17 protein-coding genes are annotated in these 17,827 nt (G+C 69.9%); 10 read left to right on the top strand and 7 right to left on the bottom strand.

The window, feature by feature from the left end; genetic code table 11:
* The first annotated feature begins 11 nt into the window (after positions 1-11).
* From AC1RGU_RS30325 to AC1RGU_RS30300, 6 genes are all read left to right on the top strand, one after another.
* Positions 12-1,406 carry an AmpG family muropeptide MFS transporter gene (locus AC1RGU_RS30325; protein WP_492700180.1) on the top strand — a complete coding sequence of 465 codons (1,395 nt, stop codon included), beginning with the start codon at positions 12-14 and terminating at the stop codon, positions 1,404-1,406.
* Between the two features lie 155 nt (positions 1,407-1,561).
* Entirely contained in the window at positions 1,562-2,764 is a 1,203-nt protein-coding gene (locus AC1RGU_RS30320) for a beta-ketoacyl-[acyl-carrier-protein] synthase family protein (RefSeq protein ID WP_492700178.1), read from the top strand.
* Entirely contained in the window at positions 2,761-3,576 is an 816-nt protein-coding gene (locus AC1RGU_RS30315) for a beta-ketoacyl synthase chain length factor (RefSeq protein WP_492700176.1), read from the top strand. Before AC1RGU_RS30320 ends, AC1RGU_RS30315 begins: the two co-directional genes overlap by 4 nt.
* Before the next feature lie 193 nt (positions 3,577-3,769).
* Complete coding sequence (locus AC1RGU_RS30310; RefSeq protein WP_062476797.1) at positions 3,770-4,492, top strand: response regulator; 723 nt, start codon at positions 3,770-3,772, stop codon at positions 4,490-4,492.
* A gap of 16 nt (positions 4,493-4,508) precedes the next feature.
* A complete protein-coding gene (locus AC1RGU_RS30305; RefSeq protein ID WP_492700174.1) occupies positions 4,509-5,717 on the top strand; it encodes an ATP-binding protein in 1,209 nt (402 codons plus the stop codon).
* A 65-nt stretch (positions 5,718-5,782) separates the two neighbouring features.
* On the top strand, positions 5,783-7,012 hold the full coding sequence (locus tag AC1RGU_RS30300) for an O-antigen ligase family protein (RefSeq protein ID WP_492700172.1): 1,230 nt from the start codon (positions 5,783-5,785) through the stop codon (positions 7,010-7,012).
* Positions 7,013-7,061: 49 nt separating this feature from the next.
* On the opposite strand, the gene AC1RGU_RS30295 is transcribed toward AC1RGU_RS30300, so the two are convergent.
* Positions 7,062-7,271: a zinc-finger domain-containing protein gene (locus tag AC1RGU_RS30295; protein ID WP_007836801.1), complete on the bottom strand. Its 210-nt coding sequence runs from the start codon at positions 7,269-7,271 to the stop codon at positions 7,062-7,064.
* An 8-nt stretch (positions 7,272-7,279) separates the two neighbouring features.
* Entirely contained in the window at positions 7,280-8,233 is a 954-nt protein-coding gene (locus tag AC1RGU_RS30290) for a branched-chain amino acid transaminase (RefSeq protein ID WP_095949799.1), read from the bottom strand.
* Positions 8,234-8,367: 134 nt separating this feature from the next.
* On the opposite strand from AC1RGU_RS30290, the gene AC1RGU_RS30285 reads away from it, so the two are divergent.
* Positions 8,368-9,360: a recombination-associated protein RdgC gene (locus AC1RGU_RS30285; RefSeq protein WP_369630908.1), complete on the top strand. Its 993-nt coding sequence runs from the start codon at positions 8,368-8,370 to the stop codon at positions 9,358-9,360.
* A gap of 33 nt (positions 9,361-9,393) precedes the next feature.
* Here AC1RGU_RS30285 and AC1RGU_RS30280 read toward each other — a convergent pair whose 3' ends face one another.
* Together AC1RGU_RS30280 and AC1RGU_RS30275 are read right to left on the bottom strand one after the other, a co-directional pair.
* On the bottom strand, positions 9,394-9,822 hold the full coding sequence (locus tag AC1RGU_RS30280; RefSeq protein WP_095743211.1) for a glycerate kinase: 429 nt from the start codon (positions 9,820-9,822) through the stop codon (positions 9,394-9,396).
* Positions 9,810-10,199 (bottom strand): VOC family protein, encoded by a 390-nt coding sequence (locus AC1RGU_RS30275; protein WP_219589620.1) that lies wholly within the window; start codon positions 10,197-10,199, stop codon positions 9,810-9,812. The genes AC1RGU_RS30280 and AC1RGU_RS30275 overlap by 13 nt, the downstream gene beginning before the upstream one ends.
* Positions 10,200-10,371: 172 nt before the next feature.
* Between AC1RGU_RS30275 and AC1RGU_RS30270 the strand changes: the two genes are divergently transcribed.
* A complete protein-coding gene (locus tag AC1RGU_RS30270; RefSeq protein ID WP_492700169.1) occupies positions 10,372-10,827 on the top strand; it encodes a hypothetical protein in 456 nt (151 codons plus the stop codon).
* Between the two features lie 96 nt (positions 10,828-10,923).
* Here the strand turns inward: AC1RGU_RS30270 and AC1RGU_RS30265 are convergent, their stop codons facing one another.
* The 3 genes from AC1RGU_RS30265 to AC1RGU_RS30255 are packed head-to-tail and all read right to left on the bottom strand — an operon-like array spanning position 10,924 to position 14,830.
* Positions 10,924-12,441, bottom strand: a complete 1,518-nt coding sequence (locus AC1RGU_RS30265; protein ID WP_492700167.1) for a BCCT family transporter — start codon at positions 12,439-12,441, stop codon at positions 10,924-10,926.
* 47 nt (positions 12,442-12,488) lie between these two features.
* Positions 12,489-13,880 carry a DNA repair protein RadA gene (radA, locus tag AC1RGU_RS30260; protein ID WP_070063503.1) on the bottom strand — a complete coding sequence of 464 codons (1,392 nt, stop codon included), beginning with the start codon at positions 13,878-13,880 and terminating at the stop codon, positions 12,489-12,491.
* A gap of 23 nt (positions 13,881-13,903) precedes the next feature.
* Complete coding sequence (locus AC1RGU_RS30255) at positions 13,904-14,830, bottom strand: LysR family transcriptional regulator (protein ID WP_139704038.1); 927 nt, start codon at positions 14,828-14,830, stop codon at positions 13,904-13,906.
* Positions 14,831-14,904: 74 nt separating this feature from the next.
* Here AC1RGU_RS30255 and AC1RGU_RS30250 point away from each other — a divergent pair, with 74 nt between their 5' ends.
* The gene (locus tag AC1RGU_RS30250; protein ID WP_492700164.1) at positions 14,905-16,605 is read left to right on the top strand and encodes an FAD-dependent oxidoreductase; all 1,701 of its coding nucleotides are present in this window, start codon (positions 14,905-14,907) and stop codon (positions 16,603-16,605) included.
* Positions 16,602-17,606 carry a tripartite tricarboxylate transporter substrate binding protein gene (locus AC1RGU_RS30245; protein ID WP_492700162.1) on the top strand — a complete coding sequence of 335 codons (1,005 nt, stop codon included), beginning with the start codon at positions 16,602-16,604 and terminating at the stop codon, positions 17,604-17,606. Before AC1RGU_RS30250 ends, AC1RGU_RS30245 begins: the two co-directional genes overlap by 4 nt.
* The last annotated feature ends 221 nt before the right edge of the window (positions 17,607-17,827 follow it).

The raw sequence follows: 17,827 nt of genomic DNA, 5'->3' as shown, positions 1-17,827 counted from the left end.
CTCCATAGCTCATGGACAATCCCCCACTCATGTCCGCACCGCCCGCCGAACCCACCCAAGCCCCCGCGAGCGCCGCGCTGCCCTGGCGCGACGCGCTCAAGGTCTACCTCGAACCCGCCACCCTGCGCATGCTCGCGCTGGGCTTCTCGGCCGGCCTGCCGCTGCTGCTGGTGCTGGGCACGCTGAGTTTCCGGCTGCGCGAGGCGGGCATCGACCGCACCACCATCGGCTACCTGAGCTGGGTCGGGCTGGCCTATGGCTTCAAGTGGGTCTGGGCGCCGCTGGTCGACCGGCTGCCGCTGCCGCCGCTGACCACGCTGCTCGGTCGCCGGCGCGGCTGGCTGCTGCTGGCGCAGGGCATGGTGATCGTCGGGCTGGTCGGCATGGCGATGAACGACCCGCGCCTGGGGCTGCAGCCGCTGATCTGGTGCGCGCTGCTGGTGGCCTTCGGCTCGGCCACGCAGGACATCGCGCTGGACGCCTTCCGCATCGAATCGGCCGAGACGCGCAAGCAGGCCGCGCTGGCCGCCGCTTATCAAACGGGCTACCGGCTGGCGATGATCTGGGCCGGCGCCGGCGTGCTGTGGGTCGCGGCCTGGGCCGAGGTGGCGCCCGCCGTGGCCGTCACCGGCGCGGCGGCCTACCAGAACGGCGCCTGGAAGACGGCCTACCTCGTCATGGCGGCCTCGATGGCGGTCGGCGTGCTCACGGTGCTGCTGTCGCCCGAACCGGTGCGGCGCGCGCTGCCGAAGGCGAAGAACGCAGGCGAATGGCTGCGAAGCGTGCTGATCGAGCCTTTTGCCGACTTCATCCGCCGCTACAAGTGGCAGGCGGCGCTGATCCTGGCGCTGATCGCCATCTACCGCATCAGCGACGTGGTGATGGGCATCATGGCCAACCCCTTCTACGTGGACATGGGCTTCACCAAGGACCAGGTGGCCACAGTCAGCAAGATCTACGGCGTGATCATGACGCTGGTGGGCGCCTTCGTGGGCGGCGTGCTGTCGATGCGCCTGGGCGTGATGCGGGTGCTGATGCTGGGCGCCGTGCTGAGCGCCGCGAGCAACCTGCTGTTCGCCTGGCTGGCCACGCGCGGGCACGACCTGACGGCGCTGATCGCGGTGGTCTCGGCCGACAACCTGGCCGGTGGCATCGCCTCGGCGGCCTTCATCGCCTACCTGTCGAGCCTGACCAACATCAGCTACTCGGCCACGCAGTACGCGCTGTTCAGCTCGCTGATGCTGCTGCTGCCGAAGTTCATCGCCGGCTATTCGGGCGCGTTTGTCGACGCCTACGGCTACAGCACCTTCTTCACCGCCACCGCGCTGCTGGGCGTGCCGGTGCTGCTGCTGGTGGCGCTGGCCTCGCGCATGACGGCCCGCACAGGCGACGGCGAGCGTCAATAGGGCCTGCGCCGGAGCTGTCATCTATAGGAAACAGCCGACGCAACCTGATACGCAACGCTGGTAGGCTGCGACATTCATTGCGTGAAAATTGCGCTTTCCCGCTTTTTCTTCTGTCGCCGACGCCCTTTCGCCTGTCGCCTGCTCCCACATCCATCGTGCCGTCCCGAATTTCTCCCCTTCAAATCAGTGCCTACACGGCCACCTCGGCCGTCGGCGTCGGCAAGGAAGCGCACGCCGACGCACTCGCGCACTCGCGCAGCGGCCTGCGCGCCAACGACTTCGGCGAGGCGCCGCTGCCGACCTGGATCGGCCGCGTCGACGGGCTGGAAGACGTGCGCCTGCCCGAATCGGCCGCGTTCTGGGACTGCCGCAACAACCGGCTGGCCTGGCTGGGCCTGCAGGCCGACGGCTTCCTCGAGGCGGTCGCGGCCGCGCGCCAGAAGTACGGCGCCACGCGCATCGCGCTGGTGCTCGGCACCTCCACGGCCAGCATCGGCGAGACCGAGCTGGCCTACACCCAGCTCGACGCCGACGGCAACTTTCCGCCGGACCAGCGCCGCGCGGCCGTCCACACGCCGCATTCGCTGGCCATGTTCGTGCAGCAGGTGCTGGGCATCGACGGCCCGAGCGAGACGATTTCCACCGCCTGCTCGTCCAGCGCCAAGGTGTTCGCCTCGGCCGAGCGCCTGATCCGCCTGGGCCTGGCCGACGCGGCCGTGGTCGGCGGCGCCGACACGCTGTGCGGCAGCGTGCTGTTCGGTTTCAACTCGCTGGAGCTGGTCTCCACCGAGCCCTGCCGGCCCTTCGACGCCGAACGCAAGGGCATCAGCCTGGGTGAGGCAGCCGGCTTCGCGCTGGTCGAGCGCGTGCAGGCGGGCGAAAGCGCCACGCAGCTGCTGGGCTACGGCGAGGCGAGCGACGCACACCACATGTCGACGCCACACCCCGAGGGCCTGGGCGCCGAGCGCGCACTCGACGACGCGCTGGCGCGCGCGGGCCTGGCCGCCGACGCCATCGACTACATCAACATGCACGGCACGGCGAGCCAGAAGAACGACGAGGTCGAGGGCGCGCTGGTGGCACGCCGCTTCCCGGCGCGCACGCACGCCAGCTCGACCAAGGGCTTCATGGGCCACACGCTGGGCGCCGCGGGCATCGTCGAGGCCGTGGTCTGCCTGCTGGCGATCGAGCGCGGCCTGATGCCGGGCACGGTCAACACGCGCACGCTGGACGAAGGCTTCGGCCCGCAGATCAAGCTCGAACCCGCCACGGGCGAGGTGCGCTACGCGCTCTCCAATTCCTTCGGTTTCGGCGGCAACAACTGCGCGCTGGTCTTCGGCAAGGCGGTCAACGCATGAACACGCCTCCGACGCTCTACATCGAAGGCCCCGCCTTCTGGACCCCCACGCTGCCCGGTTGGGAGGCCGCGCGCGCGGCCTTCCGCGGCGAAGGCGCGCTGGCCGATCCGCCCGCCAAGCGGCCCTCGCCGCAGGTGCTGGCCCCGGCCGAGCGCCGCCGCGCGCCCGACACCGTGGCGCTGGCGCTCGAAGTGGCCGCCGCGGCCATCGCGGGCGCCGACCGGCCCGCGGCCGACGTGCCCTGCGTGTTCACGTCGGCGCACGGCGACCTGTCGATCAACGACTACATGTGCAGCACGCTCGCGGGCGACCCGAAGATGCTGTCGCCCACCAAGTTCCACAACTCGGTGCACAACGCGGCCGTGGGCTACTGGACCATCGGCACCGGCTGCATGGCGGCCAGCAACGCCGTCTCGGCCTACGGCCACAGCTTTGCCGCCGGCCTGCTCGAAGCGGCCGTGCAGTGCGCGGCCGACCAGACGCCGGTGCTGCTGGTGGGCTACGACGCCCCCACGGTCGGCGCGCTGGCCTCGGTGACCGACAGCCGCGGCCTGCTGGCCGTGGCGCTGGTGATCGCACCCGAACGCACGGCCCGCACCGTGGCCAGCCTCGACTGGTCGCTGGTCGGCGACGGCACGGCGACCGCGCCGCGCTCGGCCGCCGCCGCCACGCTGAAGGACATCAACCCGATGGCCGACGCCCTGCCCCTGTTCGAGGCGCTGGCCCAGGCCCCGGGCAGCGCCGACGCGCCCATCGACCTGCCGCTGTCGGCCGCGCTGGCCCTGCGGCTGCGCCTGCAGGCCGCGGGCTGACCGGCCTGCGCCGGGGGGCGGCGGTGCGTGTTGACACACGCAACCGCGCCCCGGTACGTCATCATTGCCGCATGGCGCCCACGCAACCTGGGCGAGGCGCTATGTTTTTCGCAGCGATCCAGGTTGACAGGGCGATGCTGCGTTTACCCAACTTTACGGAGCGTTCAAGCCCGCTTGCTCCCGGTGAACGACCATGAAGCGCATGAGCACCCCCCAACTCCTGATGATCGAAGACGACGCCCGCCTGGCGCAGATGGTGGGCGAGTACCTGACGCAGTCGGGTTTCGCCTTCAACCACGCCGGCGACGGCGCCACCGGCCTGGAGCAGCTGCAGCAGCACGCGCCCGACCTGGTGATCCTCGACCTGATGCTGCCTGACACCGACGGGCTCGAGGTCTGCCGCCGCATCCGCGCCCTGCCCGGCCCGCTGGCCAAGGTGTCGGTGCTGATGCTCACGGCCAAGGGCGACCCGATGGACCGCATCATCGGCCTGGAGATCGGCGCCGACGACTACCTGCCCAAGCCTTTCGAGCCGCGCGAGCTGCTGGCGCGCATCCGCGCCGTGCTGCGCCGGCGCAGCGAGAACGCCACCGAGGCCGAAGCCTCCACGGTGATGCGCTTCGGCACGCTCGAGATCGACCGCAACGCGCGCACCGTGTCGGTGGCCGGCGCGCTGGCCGACCTCACCTCCTACCAGTTCGACCTGCTGGTGGCGATGGCCGAGCGCGCGGGCCGCGTGCTCACGCGCGACCAGATCATGGAAGCCGTGCGCGGCCGCGAGCTCGAGGCCTTCGACCGCTCGATCGACGTGCACATGGGCCGCATCCGCGCCGCCATCGAGGTCGACGCGAAGAACCCCAAGCGCATCCTCACCGTGCGCGGCGTGGGCTACGTGTTCGCCAAGCAGCAAGACTGACCCGGACCGCCCCGCGATGCTGCGCAGCCTCTACCGCCGCCACCTCTACGTCCGCATCTGGCTCGCGGTGGTCGGCGGCGTGGTCATCCTCACGCTGATGGCCAACTGGATCGTGCGCGTGGCCGCCGAGGCCGAGCGCGAACGCCTGGCGCCGGTGCCGCGCGAGGTGGTCGTGCTCGACAGCCAGGACCGCACCATCGGCACCGGCAAGGCCATGCGCGTGCCCGGCCAGGGCCTGGAGTTCGACGTGCAGCTGAGCGACGGCCGCGACATGACGCTGCGCGTGGCGCCGCGCGAGCGCCCCACCGGCACCGGCGGCTTCGCGCCCTGGCGCACCCCGTTCGGGCTGGGCTGGATGATTGCGCTCGTGGGCGTGGCGGTGGCGCTGGGCGTCTACCCGATCGTGCGGCGCATCACCCAGCGGCTCGAGACCCTGCAGCGCGGCGTGCAGCGCTGGGGCGAGGGCGACCTCTCGGCGCGCGTGATCGAGGAAGGACAAGACGAAGTGGCCGATCTCTCCAAGCGATTCAATGCCTCCGCCGAACGCATCGAGCAGCTCGTGCGTTCCCACAAGTCGCTGCTGGCGAACGCCTCGCACGAGCTGCGCTCGCCGCTCACCCGCATCCGCATGGGCCTGGAGCTCATGGGTGACCAGCCCAGCCCGGCGGCGCGCGAGGAAATCTCGCGCAACATCGGCGAGCTCGACCAGCTCATCGACGAGATCCTCTTGGCCAGCCGGCTCGACGCCAGCGAGGCCGACATGGGCACCATCGAAGCCGTCGACCTGACCGGTCTGGCCGCCGAAGAGTGCGCGCAGGTGAACGCCGAACTCGACCTGGCCGAAGGCACCGACAACACCACGCTCACCGTGCCCGGCGTGTCGCGCCTGCTGCGCCGCGCGATCCGCAACCTGCTCGAGAACGCCCGCCGCTACGGCGCCGGCGAGATCAGCGTCGAACTCGGCAGCGCCGGCGGCTACGCCACGGTGCGCGTCAACGACCGCGGGCCGGGCGTGCCGGCGACGCTGCGCGAACGCATCTTCGAGCCCTTCTACCGCCTGCCGGGCGCCAGCGAGCGCAATGGCGGCGTCGGCCTGGGGCTGGCGCTGGTGAAGTCGATCGCCGAGCGCCACGGCGGCTCGGTGCAGTGCGAAGACCGCCCGGGTGGCGGCGCGAGCTTCGTGATCCGCCTGCCGGCCAAGGGCCCTGCCGTCGCACCACACTGAGCGCCTTCGGGCGCGCAGGGGCAAGTCAGGTTCGGCCGAGGGGCCGCACCTAAAATCCCGCCCCTATGCAGAGATCGCACATCGTTCGGCCCGCGGCCATGTTCTGGGGGCTGGTGGTGTTCATGCCGGTCGGCGTCACCTACCTGTCGGCCATCGTGCTGCTGCTTGCCCTGCTGGTGGGCGGCGGCTTGCGCGAGCGCTATGCGCGGCTGCGCGCCAACCCGCTGTGGTGGCCGGTGGTCGCCTACGTGGCGTGGACCTTCATCGTGCTGGCCGTGCGGCCGCACTATCCCGAGACCCCCTCCAACCTGTTCCACGGGCTGCGCATCGCCTTCACCTTCCTGATGGCGATGGCGCTCACGCGCGAGGAGGCGCTGTGGGCGCTGCGCGGCTTCCTGTTGATCGCGGCGCTCAACATCGTGCTCATCGTGCTGCACTACAGCCTGGGCCTTCCGGTGCCGGGCGCGCTGCGCGGCGTGGTGATGGAAGTGGGCAACAAGTCGATCAGCAACGCGCTGCTGTTCAGCATCGTCGCGGCCAGCGCCGCGGTCTACGGGCTGTCGCAGATCACGGGGCACCGGCCCCTGCGCGCACTGGCGGCCTTCGCGCTCGTGCTCGGGCTGGGCGCCGTCGTCGCGCTGCCGCTCACGTCGCGCACCTCGGTGCTCGCGCTGCTGCTGGTGATTCCGGTGGTCTGCCTGCACCAGTGGAAGAACCACCTGAAGGCGCTGTCGGCTGCGCTGATCCTGGGCGCGGTGGTGATCGGCGCAAGCCTGTACCAGCTGCCGCAGCTGCAGCAGAAGGTCGAAACCGGCATCGAGGAACTCGAGAAGGCGCAGACCGGCGCCGTGTTCCACGGCAGCTGGATCATCCGCTACTACATGTACCGCGACACCGGCGCCATGATCGCCGACCAGCCCGTCGCGGGCTGGGGCATCGGCGGCTGGACCGACCAGTGGCACAAGCGCGGCCCGGCGCTGTTCGCCGACTCCAACATGCCGCACAACGACTTCCTCTGGGTGGGCGCGCAGAGCGGCATCCCCGGCATCCTGAGCCTGCTGGCGATCATGCTGGTCGCCGTCTGGCAGGCCTGGCGCCGGCCCGACATCGCCGGGCGCTACGCGCTGGCCGCGACGCTCATCGCGCTCATCGCGTCGAGCGTGAATTCGGCGATGCGCGACGCGCAGATCGGGCTGGCGGTGCTGTGGATCGCGATGGTCTACCTGCGGCTGGCGCAGGAATCGCAGGACCCCGATCCGTGGCGCGGCCTGTGGCCGAGGGCCCGGCCAAGCTGAAACGAAAAAACCGGCCGCGAGGGCCGGTTTCTTTTTTCCGCCTGGCCGCTCAGTGGCGGCTGGACACGGTCTCGCCCGCCTTCAGGCGGTACACCGTGCCGCAGTACGGGCACTTGGCTTCGCCGGTGCGCGCCACGTCGAGGTAGACCTTCGGGTGGCTGTTCCAGAGCTTCATGTCGGCCTTGGGGCTGGGGCAGAACACGCCGCCCTGGTGGTTGAGCTCCTTCGCGAGGAGTTCGACGACTGCATTGGTGGACATGTTGTTCCTCAGACCTTCGTGAGCCAGTGGGCGTACTTGGGGTTCTTGCCGTTCACGATGTCGAAGAAGGCCGACTGGATCTTCTCGGTGACCGGGCCGCGCGCGCCGCCGTCGCCCCGGTTGCCGATCTCGATGCGGTCGAGTTCGCGGATGGGCGTCACTTCGGCGGCGGTGCCGGTGAAGAAGGCCTCGTCGGCCACGTACACCTCGTCGCGCGTGATGCGCTTTTGCACCAGCTCGATGCCCAGGTCCTTGCAGATGTGCAGGATGGTGTTGCGCGTGATGCCGTTCAGGGCGCCGGCCGACAGGTCGGGCGTGTAGACCACGCCGCCCTTGACCACGAACACGTTCTCGCCCGCGCCTTCGGACACGAAACCGCTCGCGTCGAGCAGCAGCGCCTCGTCGTAGCCGTCGTCCAGCGCTTCCATGTTGGCGAGGATCGAGTTGGTGTAGTTGCTCACCGTCTTGGCCTGCGTCATCGTGATGTTGACGTGGTGGCGGGTGTAGCTGGAGGTCTTCACGCGGATGCCGCGGCGCATGCCTTCTTCGCCGAGGTAGGCGCCCCACGACCAGGCCGCGACCATGGCGTGGATCTTGTTGCCCTTGGGGCTCACGCCCAGCTTCTCGGAGCCGATCCAGATGAGGGGGCGCAGGTAGCAGCTCTCGAGCTTGTTCTCGCGCACGACCTGCTTCTGGGCTTCGTTCAGCTGTTCCTGCGAGAACGGGATCTTCATGCGCAGGATCTTGGCGCTGTTGAACAGGCGCTCGGTGTGCTCGGCCAGGCGGAAGATGGCGGTGGCGCCGTCGGCCGTCTTGTAGGCGCGCACGCCCTCGAAGGCGCCGCAGCCGTAGTGCAGCGTGTGGCTCAGCACGTGGATCTTGGCGTCGCGCCAGTCCACGAGTTCGCCGTCCATCCAGATCTTGCCGTCACGGTCGTCCAGCGAGGGGGGGATCGAGCTCATTTCCTGATTCCTTTGGGAGCGGTGTGGGGGTGCGACCCACTGGGAAGTCGCAAAAGCTTTCGATTTTACGGCCGAGCCCGGAACCGGGTGCCCGACAATGGCCGGTTGTGCCAACCAGTGGAAAAAGGGTTCCCGTGTCCGTATTCAAGAACGTCATCGTCTATCGCATCGAACCTGCCTGGTCCCAATCACTGACCGAGGCAGAAGAAGGGCTGGCCAAGCAACGCTTCGTGCCTTGCGGCCCCTCGCAGGAAAAGTCCGCCGGCTGGGTCGAGCCGCGCGGCGAGGCCAACGGCCCGCTGGTGGAGTCCATCGACGGCCAGTGGCTGGTCGAGTACATGATCGAAAGCAAGCAGGTCCCCGGCTCCGTGGTGCGCCGCAAGCTCGACGAGCGCTGCGCCCAGATCGAGACCACCACCGGCCGCAAGCCCGGCAAGAAGGAAAAGAAGGAGCTCAAGGAAGACATCACCCTCGAGCTGCTGCCCATGGCCTTCACGCGCAGCGCGCGCGTGACGGTGTGGATCGACAAGGCCGAGAACCGCCTCGTGATCAACTGCGGCAACGCGGCGCGCGCCGACGAAGTGGTCACCAGCCTCGTGAAGTCGCTCGACGGCTTTGCCGTGGCGCTGATCAACACGCAGATCGAGCCGGCCGCCGCCATGGCCAACTGGCTGTTGACGCAGGAGCCGCCGGCCGGCTTCAGCATCGATCGCGAGTGCGAGCTCAAGGCCTCGGACGACTCCAAGGCCGTGGTGCGCTACGCCAAGCACGCGCTGGACATCGACGAGGTCAAGCAGCACATCACCGACGGCAAGCGCCCGACGCGCCTGGCGCTCACCTGGGACGACCGCGTGTCCTTCGAGCTGACGCACGGCCTGCTGATCCGCAAGATCACCTTCCTCGAAGGCACGGGCGACGGCGCGGCGGGCGGCAAGAAGGAAGACAACTTCGACGCCGACGTGGCCATTGCCACCGGCGAACTCGGCCAGCTGGTGCCGGCGCTGCTCGATGCGTTGGGTGGTGAAGCGGCGTTCTCGGCGGCCCCGCCGGATGAAGCGCCGAAGGCTGCGGCCACTGCGCCTGCAACGCAGGCCGACACGCCCGAAGAAGAAGACGCGCCGTTCTGAGGTTCCGAATCAGGCGAAGCGCCCGCGCCGCCTTCAGGCCGCGGGCGTTTCTTCGTCGGCCGACGCCTCGGGCCGCGTGAGCGTCCAGCTCTGCAGCTTGCCGCCGTTGAACACGGCATCGACGTAGGAGCCGCCGGCATCGGTCCAGCGGTACAGCTCGGGCTGCTCGTTCTCGGGCGAGCGCTGCTCGCCGAGCGCGCGCGTCATCGCGATGACGTGCATCAGCGTCACGCCGGGCTTGAGCTTGGCATTCAGCATCACCGAGCTCGCCACCGTGCCGATGGGCCGGTCGGCGGCCCGCTTGAGCACCTGCATCGTGCGGTTGAAGTGCATCAGCAGGAACATCACGATCGCACCGCCGGCGAACGCCACGCCGCCCCATCCGTATTGGTGCCACGACAGGCCGAGGAGAACGACGGCCCCCACGGGCACCAGCAATTTCTGGAAATTCATGGGGCGCATTGTCGCCGCCCGGTGGAAGGCCCTCGCAGGCCGATGCAGTTGCCCCAGGGGTCGCGCACCTGGGCCATGTGCTCGTCGCCCTCGAGCCGCAGCGGGCCGCGGTACAGCGGCGCGCCGCAGGCCTCGAGGTGGGCCAGCGCCGCATCGAAGTCGGCGACGTTCCAGTACACGACCGAGCCCGAGGCACCCGCGCCGACCTTCGCATCGGCCGGCACGAGTTCCAGCAGCACGCCGTGGACCGACAGGCACTCGAAGGCCGGCGAGCCGATCGACAGCGGCACCGCATCGGGGAAGGCGTCGGCGTACCAACGCAGCGCCGCATTCACATCGGTGACGTGGACCATGACGGCGGCAATGGGCGGTGCGGTGGATTTCATTCGGCGACAGCGGGAAACGGCCCGCGATTGTGCGGCCGCGACCCCGCCGCAGTAGCCGCCGTGGCTACCGCCGGGCGCAGAAAGCGGTACTCCCGGCGAAAGGCGCACGATGCCGGGGCGGGTGCGGGCACATTTCGCCGCACGGGCATCTGCCCGGGCCACCGAGAAACGCATGAACATCCCGCGTTCCGTCACCATCGTTCGACTCACCCTTGCCGCCGCACTCGCGGGCACCGTCCTCAGCGGTTGCTACGTGGTGCCGCTCGGACAACCCGCTCCCGTCGCGCCGTCGCAGCAAAGCTACGCCGTGGCACCGGGGCCGGTGTCGCAGACCTTCAGCGCGCGGCTGTATCCGTCGAACGCCGAAGCCGCGCGCTACGGCGCCGTCGGGGGCACGGTGACCAACGACATGAACGGCCGCGGCCACTTCAGCGCGCAGATCGGTGCCGAACAGTTTCAGGGAGAGGCGACCCGCGTGGCCGGCTCGCGCACCGCCGGGGTGGCGAACGCCACCGGCAGTCGCGGCGGCAACCTGAGTTGCCAGTACACGATGAACTCCGCCACCTTGGGCAGCGGCCAGTGCGTGCTCAACAACGGGCCGGCGTTCACGATGCACATCGGAAGCTAAGCAAGCAAAGAACACAGAAGGCCAGGGAGGCCAGGGAAGGTAGGGAGGGTAGGCCCGGCGCGTGTCCACCGCGCGCCGGGCGTTTTTTTGTCCGTCCTACCAGTTCACGAGCTGCCGCATCTTGCGTCGCAGCTCGCGTTCGCGCTTCTGCTCGGCGTTCCAGTCGTCGCGGATGGCCAGCGTGACCGACAGCGCCATCAGCAGGATCACGAACGCAAAGGGCAGCGCGAACACGATGGTCGCCGTCTGGATCGCCTTGATGCCACCCGCGAACAGCAGGCTCAGCGCAATCGCCGCCACCAGCACGCCCCAGGTGATCTTGACGCGCGCCGGCGGATTCGGGTTGCCCTTGGTGCTCATGATGCCCAGCACCAGCGTCGCGGAATCGCCCGAGGTCACGAAGAACACGAACACCAGCAGCGTCGCCACGATGGACAGCAGCCCGCCCATGGGCATGGCCTGGAACATCACGAACATGGTGGTCGACACGTCGGCCTTCACCGACTCGACCAGCGGCACGCCCTGGAAGATCTCGAAGTTGAGCGCGGCGCCACCAAACACCGAGAACCACGCGAAGCCCACCAGCGTGGGCGCGATCACCGTGCCCAGGATGAACTGGCGGATCGTGCGGCCGCGCGACACGCGCGCAATGAACAGGCCCACGAACGGCGACCACGCCAGCCACCAGGCCCAGTAGAAGAGCGTCCAGTCGGCCACCCACGAGCTGTTGCGGAACGGGTTCATGCGCAGGCTCATGCGCACGAACTCGGCGAGGTACGAACCCAGCGTGTTGGTGAAGGTCTCGACGATGGCAATGGTCGGCCCCACCACCAGCACCGTGAGCGCCAGCAGCGCCGCCAGCACCAGGTTGCCCATCGACAGCCACTTCACGCCGCGCTCGACACCGGTGACCGCCGAGGTGATGAACAGCACCGTCGTCACCACGATGATCACCGCCTGCGTCCAGCGGCCGATGTCCGTGCCGAAGGCCGCGTGCAGCCCGCTGTTGATCTGCGTGGCGCCCATGCCCAGCGAGGCCGCCACGCCGAAGGCCGTGGCCACCACGGCCAGCACGTTGAAGGCCGGCGACAGCCGCTGCACGAAGCGCCACGGCAGCGCCTCGGTGGCCGAGCTGACCAGCGGCAGCGCCTTGCGGCGGAAGCTGAAGAAGGCGATCGACAGGCCGACGATGCCGTAGATCGCCCAGGGGTGCAGCCCCCAGTGGAAGAAGGCGTAGCGCATGGCCACGCCGGCCGCATCGGGCGTACCGGGGATCACACCGGGCGGCGGGTTCGCGTAGTGCGAGATCGGCTCGGCCACGCCCCAGAACACCAGGCCGATGCCCATGCCGGCCGCGAACAGCATCGCGAACCAGGCGCCGATGGAGAACTCGGGCTCGTCGTCCTCGTCGCCCAGCTTCAGGTCGCCGAAGCGGCTGAAGGCCAGAAAGAAGGCCAGCACCACCAGCCCGAGCACCACCCACAGGTAGAACCAGCCGAAGTTGCGCGTGATGTCGGCGAGCGCGGTGCTGAACACGCGGTCGAGCGACGCGGGAGACACCAGCCCCCACAGCACGACCACGGCGATCAGCCCGGCGGAGACGATGAGTTGCATGGCGGGACCCTCCGTAAAAATGAATGATGCGCCTGCAGCGCCGCGCGTCAGTCCAGACGCCGCACCACGTCCATCGCTTCTTCGATGCGGTCGACCGGGTGGATGGTCAGGCCTTCGATCTCCTTCGTGCCCTTGCGCGGCGCGTTGGCCTTCGGCACCACGGCCACGCTGAAGCCCAGCTTGGCGGCTTCGCGCAAGCGCTCCTGGCCGCGCGGCGCAGGCCGCACCTCGCCGGCCAGGCCGACTTCGCCGAAGGCGATGAAGCCCTTGGGCAGCGGCTTGCCGCGCAGGCTCGAGGTGATGGCCAGCATCACGGCCAGGTCGGCCGCGGGCTCGCTGATGCGCACGCCGCCCACCGCGTTGACGAACACGTCCTGGTCCATGCAGGCCACGCCCGCGTGGCGGTGCAGCACGGCCAGCAGCATCGCGAGGCGGTCGCGGTCCAGGCCCACCGACAACCGGCGCGGGCTCGGCCCGCCGTTGTCGACCAGCGCCTGGATTTCCACCAGCATCGGCCGCGTGCCTTCGAGCGTGACCAGCACCACGCTGCCGGGCACCGGCTCGGCGTGCTGGCTCAGGAAGATCGCGCTCGGGTTGGTCACGCCCTTCAGGCCGCGCTCGGTCATGGCGAACACGCCGATCTCGTTCACCGCGCCGAAGCGGTTCTTGATGGCGCGCACGAGGCGAAAGCTCGAGTGCGTGTCGCCTTCGAAGTACAGCACCGTGTCGACCATGTGCTCGAGCACGCGCGGGCCGGCCAGCGCACCTTCTTTCGTGACGTGGCCCACCAGCACCACGGCCGTGCCGCTGGTCTTGGCGAAGCGCGTGAGGTGCGCCGCGCATTCGCGCACCTGCGCCACCGAGCCGGGCGCGGAGGTGAGCTGGTCGGAGTACACGGTCTGGATGGAGTCGATCACCGCGATGGCCGGGCGCGTGGCGTCGAGCGTGGCGATGATTTTTTCGAGCTGGATCTCGGCCAGCACCTGCACCTGCGAGTGGTCGAGCCCGAGCCGCTTGGAGCGCAGCGCCACCTGCGAGCCGCTTTCCTCGCCGGTGACGTACAGCGCGTTCTGCCCCGCGCGCTGCAGCGCGTCGACCGCCTGCAGCAGCAGCGTCGACTTGCCGATGCCCGGGTCGCCGCCGATCAGCGTGACGCCGCCCGACACGATGCCGCCGCCGAGCACGCGGTCGAGCTCGTCGAGCCCGGTGGGCGTGCGTGCGACATCGGTGGCTTCGATTTCCGAGAGCGTGGCGAGTTCGGACGCGCCCGCGAGCGACGCGAACTGCGTGCCGAAGCGGTTGTTGGCCGGTCCGTTGGCCGCGCCGGCGACCTGTTCGATGAGTGTGTTCCATGCGCCGCAGCTGGGGCATTTGCCGAGCCACTTGGGGCTGGTGCCGCCGCATTCGCTGCAGACGAAAGTTGTTTTGTCCTTGGCCATGCAGCGAGTTTAGGGGGCGCGGTTCAGGCGATGGCGAATTCGCGCACCAGCAGGTCCGCGAACGCCGCCGCGGCCGGCGAGAGCGATCGGCCCTGCCGCGTCACGACCGCGATGTTGCGCGCCACCGTCGGGCGCATGAGCCGTCGCGCGACCAGCCGCGTGTGGTCGGCGTGCGCGAGGATCGACGCCGGCAGCAGCGCCGGGCCGAGCCCGCTGGCCGCCATCGCGAGCGCCGTGGTCAAGAGCGTCACCTCGTAGGCGATGTCCAGCCGCACGCCGGCGGTTGCCGCGGCAATGTCGATGCTGCTGCGCACGCCGTACCCGGGCTTGACCGTGATCAGCGGATGGCCCGCGAGCTGCCGCCAGGTGATGCGGTCGGTGCCAGGCAGACGCAGGTCGCGGTCGGCAATCACCGCGAGGTGGTCGTGCACGAACACGCGCTGGTCCAGCCCCGGCGTGCGCGCCTGCAGCGTGCCCACGCCGAAGTCGACCTGCTCGCCGAGCACCTTCTCCACGAACTGCCCGGGCGCGCAGTCTTCGATGGCCACCTTCACGTCGGGATGCAGGTCGAGGTAGCGGCGCAGGGCCTTGGGCATCAGCGTCTGCGCGATGGTGGACGTGGCCGCGATGCGCACGCGCCCGCGCCGGCCCGCCGCCAGCTCGGCCATGCCGGTGCCCAGTGCATCGAGTTCGGCCAGCACGCGCTCGGCGTAGGCGATGGCCTCGTTCGCGGCTTCGGTGCGTTGCAGCGAACGCGTGGTTCGGTCGAACAGGCGCACGCCGAGCCGCGCTTCGAGCTCGCGCAGCAGCACGCTGACGGCCGGCTGGGTCAGCGACAGCGCAGCCGCCGCACTCGACAACTGGCCGCTGTGGTACACGGCCGCGAACGCGCGCAGCTGCCGCACCGAGGGCACGCCGCGCATTGATAGTGGTTTTTTATGAATGGCCATGAAAGTTTCACTTTTTCCGCGAGCCGGTTCGGCACTGTAATGGCGCCTCACAAGAATCTGGAGACAAGCGACCCATGACCGAGCAACTGCAAGCCCAGGTGCTGATCGTCGGCGCCGGCCCCGTGGGGTTGACGCTGGCCATCGACCTGGCGCAACGCGGCATCGACGTGCTGATGACCGAGATCCGCCACCGCGGCGAGCCGCCCAACGTGAAGTGCAACCACGTGGCGGCGCGTTCGATGGAGGTGTTCCGCCGCCTGGGCGTGGCACAGGCACTGCGCGACGCGGGCCTGCCGGCCGACTACCCGAACGACGTGGCCTACCGCACTGCGGTGACGGGCATGGAGCTGTCGCGCATTCCGATCCCCGCGCGCCGCGAGCGCTACACCGCCACCGGCGGCCCCGACACCTGGTGGCCCACGGCGGAACCGCCGCACCGCATCAACCAGATCTTTCTCGAGCCGGTGCTGTTCGCGCATGCCGGGGGCACGCCCGGTCTGCGCATCCGCAACCGCACGCGCATCGACGACTTCGAGCAGGACGACGAGGGCGTGTGGGCCACCGGCGTGGACCTGGACGACGGCCGCGCGGTGCGCATCCGCTGCCAGTACCTCGTCGGCTGCGACGGCAGCCGCTCGACGGTGCGCAAGAAGATCGGCGCCAGCCTGCACGGCACCGACGTGGTGGGCCGCGTGCAGTCGACGTACTTCCGTGCGCCCGCGCTGCTGGGCCTGCTGAAGCACCCGCCGGCCTGGGCCACCTTCGCGCTGAACCCGCGCCGCTGCGGCAACGTGTACGCCATCGACGGGCGCGAGACTTGGCTGCTGCACAACTACCTGCTGCCCGAGGAGACCGACTTCGATTCGATCGACCGCGACTGGGCGATCCGCCAGATCCTCGGCGTGGACGACGACTTCGAGTACGAAGTGATCTCCAACGAAGACTGGGTCGGGCGCCGGCTCGTGGCCGACCGCTTCCGCGACCGCCGCGTGTTCATCTGCGGCGACGCCGCGCACCTGTGGATTCCGATGGCGGGCTACGGCATGAACGCCGGCATCGCCGATGCGATGAACCTCTCGTGGCTGCTCGCGGGCCGGCTGCACGGCTGGCTGGCCGAGGGCGCGCTCGCGGCGCACGAGGCCGAGCGCCAGCCGATCACCGAGCAGGTGTCGCGGTTCGCGATGAACCACGCGCTCGCGCTCCAGCGCCAGCGCGAAGGCGTGCCCGAGAACATCGAGGCGCCCGGGCCCGAGGGCGACGCGCTGCGCGCCGCGCGCGGCCAGGCGCTGTACGACCTGAACGTGCAGCAGTACTGCTGCGGCGGCCTCAACTTCGGCTACTTCTACGACGGCTCGCCGCTCATCGCCTACGACGGCGAGGCCGCGCCCGCCTACACGATGTACGAGTTCACGCCCTCGACCGTGCCGGGCTGCCGCACGCCGCACCTGTGGCTGGACGACGGGCGCTCGCTGTACGACGCGATGGCGATGCCCGGCGAGGGCTACACGCTGCTGCGCTTCGACCCCGCGATCGATGTCGCACCGCTCGAAGCCGCCGCCGCGGCGCGCGGCCTGCCGCTGCGCACGCTCGACATCCGCGCCTCGGCCGCCACCGCCGTGTACGACCGGCCGCTCGTCATCTCGCGCCCCGACCAGCACGTGGCCTGGCGCGGACATGCCGTGCCGGCCGACGCGCTCGCGCTGGTCGACCTGCTGCGCGGCGCCGCCGTGGTGGCCGCACCGACACCCGAAAAAGAAAGAGAGACAAGCCAATGAACCGTCGCCATGCCTTGCGCCATCTGGGCGCGCTGTCCGCCGCCGCCTGCGCCGCAGGCCCCGCCCTCGTGCGGGCACAAGGCGACAAGCCCATCACCATCGTCGTGCCCTACGCGCCCGGCGGCACGACCGACATGCTCGGCCGGCTCATCGCGCAGCAGCTGGGCACCGCCCTGGGCCGCACCGTGATCGTCGACAACCGGCCGGGCGCCGGCACCGCCATCGGCGCCTCGCAGGTGGCGCGCGCCGCGCCCGACGGCTCGACGCTGCTGGTCGCGACCAGCACCACGCTCGCCATCAACCCCTGGCTCTACAAGAAGCTCTCGTACGACCCCGCGAAAGACTTCGCGCCCGTCGGCCTCATCGGCGCAGTGCCGCTGATGGTGGTGGTGCACCCGTCGGTGCCGGCGACCACGCTGGCCGAGCTGGTTGCGCTCGCGAAGTCGCGGCCCGACGCCCTGAGCTACGGCTCCGCCGGCAACGGCAGCCCGCAGCACCTGGGCGCGGAGATGTTCAAGGTCGCGACCGCCGCGAACATGGTGCACGTGCCCTACAAGGGCAGCGCGCTCGCGCTGACCGACCTGCTCGGCGGCCAGCTGCAGCTCATGTTCACCGACATCGCGCCGGCCCTGCAGCACGTGCGCAGCGGCAAGCTGCGCGCGCTGGCCGTGACCTCGCGCAAGCGCCAGCCGACCTTCCCCGCCGTGCCGACCGTGGCCGAGTCGGGCGTGGCCGGTACCGCCGATTTCGAGGCGGTGGCGTGGCAGAGCGTGGTCGCGCCCGCAGGCACGCCCAAGGCCTTCATCGACCGCTGCAGCCAGGAGATCGCCCGCCTCGTCGCGCAGCCCGCGCTGCGCCAGAAGCTCGAGAACGAAGGCTTCGAGCCGGCCGCGCCGGGGGCGCACGGCGCGGGCGCGCCGGAACAGCTGGCAGCCTACATCCGCAGCGAAACCGAACGCTGGGGGCGCGTGATCCGCGCCTCCGGCACGACGATCGATTAGGGCCTGTTCACCCTATTTCCGGGGTCGCGAAGGTCTGCCAGCGCGGGCCAATCAAGGCGCGTGACGCCGCGCGTGCATGCGCACGCACAAGGAGCGCAACGCCGAGTGGCCCGCGCTGGCAGACCTTCCCGAAGGGTTGGCGGGCCAAGGGGCCGTCTGCGGCGTTGCCCGCGCTTGCAAGGCTTCAGCCTTGCTGCGCACGGGCGCCTTGCATCCAGCCC

Source organism: Variovorax sp. GW823-FHT02B07, assembly GCF_058797695.1.
The sequence above is the reverse complement of the archived record's forward strand: the minus strand, read 5'-3'. Positions and strand labels throughout refer to the sequence as shown.

What these genes read in the sequence shown, in the direction of transcription:
- AC1RGU_RS30325 (WP_492700180.1), top strand. Translation starts at nt 12, where the DNA reads ATGGACAATCCCCCACTCATGTCCGCACCGCCCGCCGAACCCACCCAA.
- AC1RGU_RS30315 (WP_492700176.1), top strand. Translation starts at nt 2,761, where the DNA reads ATGAACACGCCTCCGACGCTCTACATCGAAGGCCCCGCCTTCTGGACC.
- AC1RGU_RS30310 (WP_062476797.1), top strand. Translation starts at nt 3,770, where the DNA reads ATGAAGCGCATGAGCACCCCCCAACTCCTGATGATCGAAGACGACGCC.
- AC1RGU_RS30305 (WP_492700174.1), top strand. Translation starts at nt 4,509, where the DNA reads ATGCTGCGCAGCCTCTACCGCCGCCACCTCTACGTCCGCATCTGGCTC.
- AC1RGU_RS30300 (WP_492700172.1), top strand. Translation starts at nt 5,783, where the DNA reads ATGCAGAGATCGCACATCGTTCGGCCCGCGGCCATGTTCTGGGGGCTG.
- AC1RGU_RS30295 (WP_007836801.1), bottom strand. Translation starts at nt 7,271, where the DNA reads ATGTCCACCAATGCAGTCGTCGAACTCCTCGCGAAGGAGCTCAACCAC.
- AC1RGU_RS30290 (WP_095949799.1), bottom strand. Translation starts at nt 8,233, where the DNA reads ATGAGCTCGATCCCCCCCTCGCTGGACGACCGTGACGGCAAGATCTGG.
- AC1RGU_RS30280 (WP_095743211.1), bottom strand. Translation starts at nt 9,822, where the DNA reads ATGCGCCCCATGAATTTCCAGAAATTGCTGGTGCCCGTGGGGGCCGTC.
- AC1RGU_RS30275 (WP_219589620.1), bottom strand. Translation starts at nt 10,199, where the DNA reads ATGAAATCCACCGCACCGCCCATTGCCGCCGTCATGGTCCACGTCACC.
- AC1RGU_RS30270 (WP_492700169.1), top strand. Translation starts at nt 10,372, where the DNA reads ATGAACATCCCGCGTTCCGTCACCATCGTTCGACTCACCCTTGCCGCC.
- AC1RGU_RS30265 (WP_492700167.1), bottom strand. Translation starts at nt 12,441, where the DNA reads ATGCAACTCATCGTCTCCGCCGGGCTGATCGCCGTGGTCGTGCTGTGG.
- radA (WP_070063503.1), bottom strand. Translation starts at nt 13,880, where the DNA reads ATGGCCAAGGACAAAACAACTTTCGTCTGCAGCGAATGCGGCGGCACC.
- AC1RGU_RS30255 (WP_139704038.1), bottom strand. Translation starts at nt 14,830, where the DNA reads ATGGCCATTCATAAAAAACCACTATCAATGCGCGGCGTGCCCTCGGTG.
- AC1RGU_RS30250 (WP_492700164.1), top strand. Translation starts at nt 14,905, where the DNA reads ATGACCGAGCAACTGCAAGCCCAGGTGCTGATCGTCGGCGCCGGCCCC.
- AC1RGU_RS30245 (WP_492700162.1), top strand. Translation starts at nt 16,602, where the DNA reads ATGAACCGTCGCCATGCCTTGCGCCATCTGGGCGCGCTGTCCGCCGCC.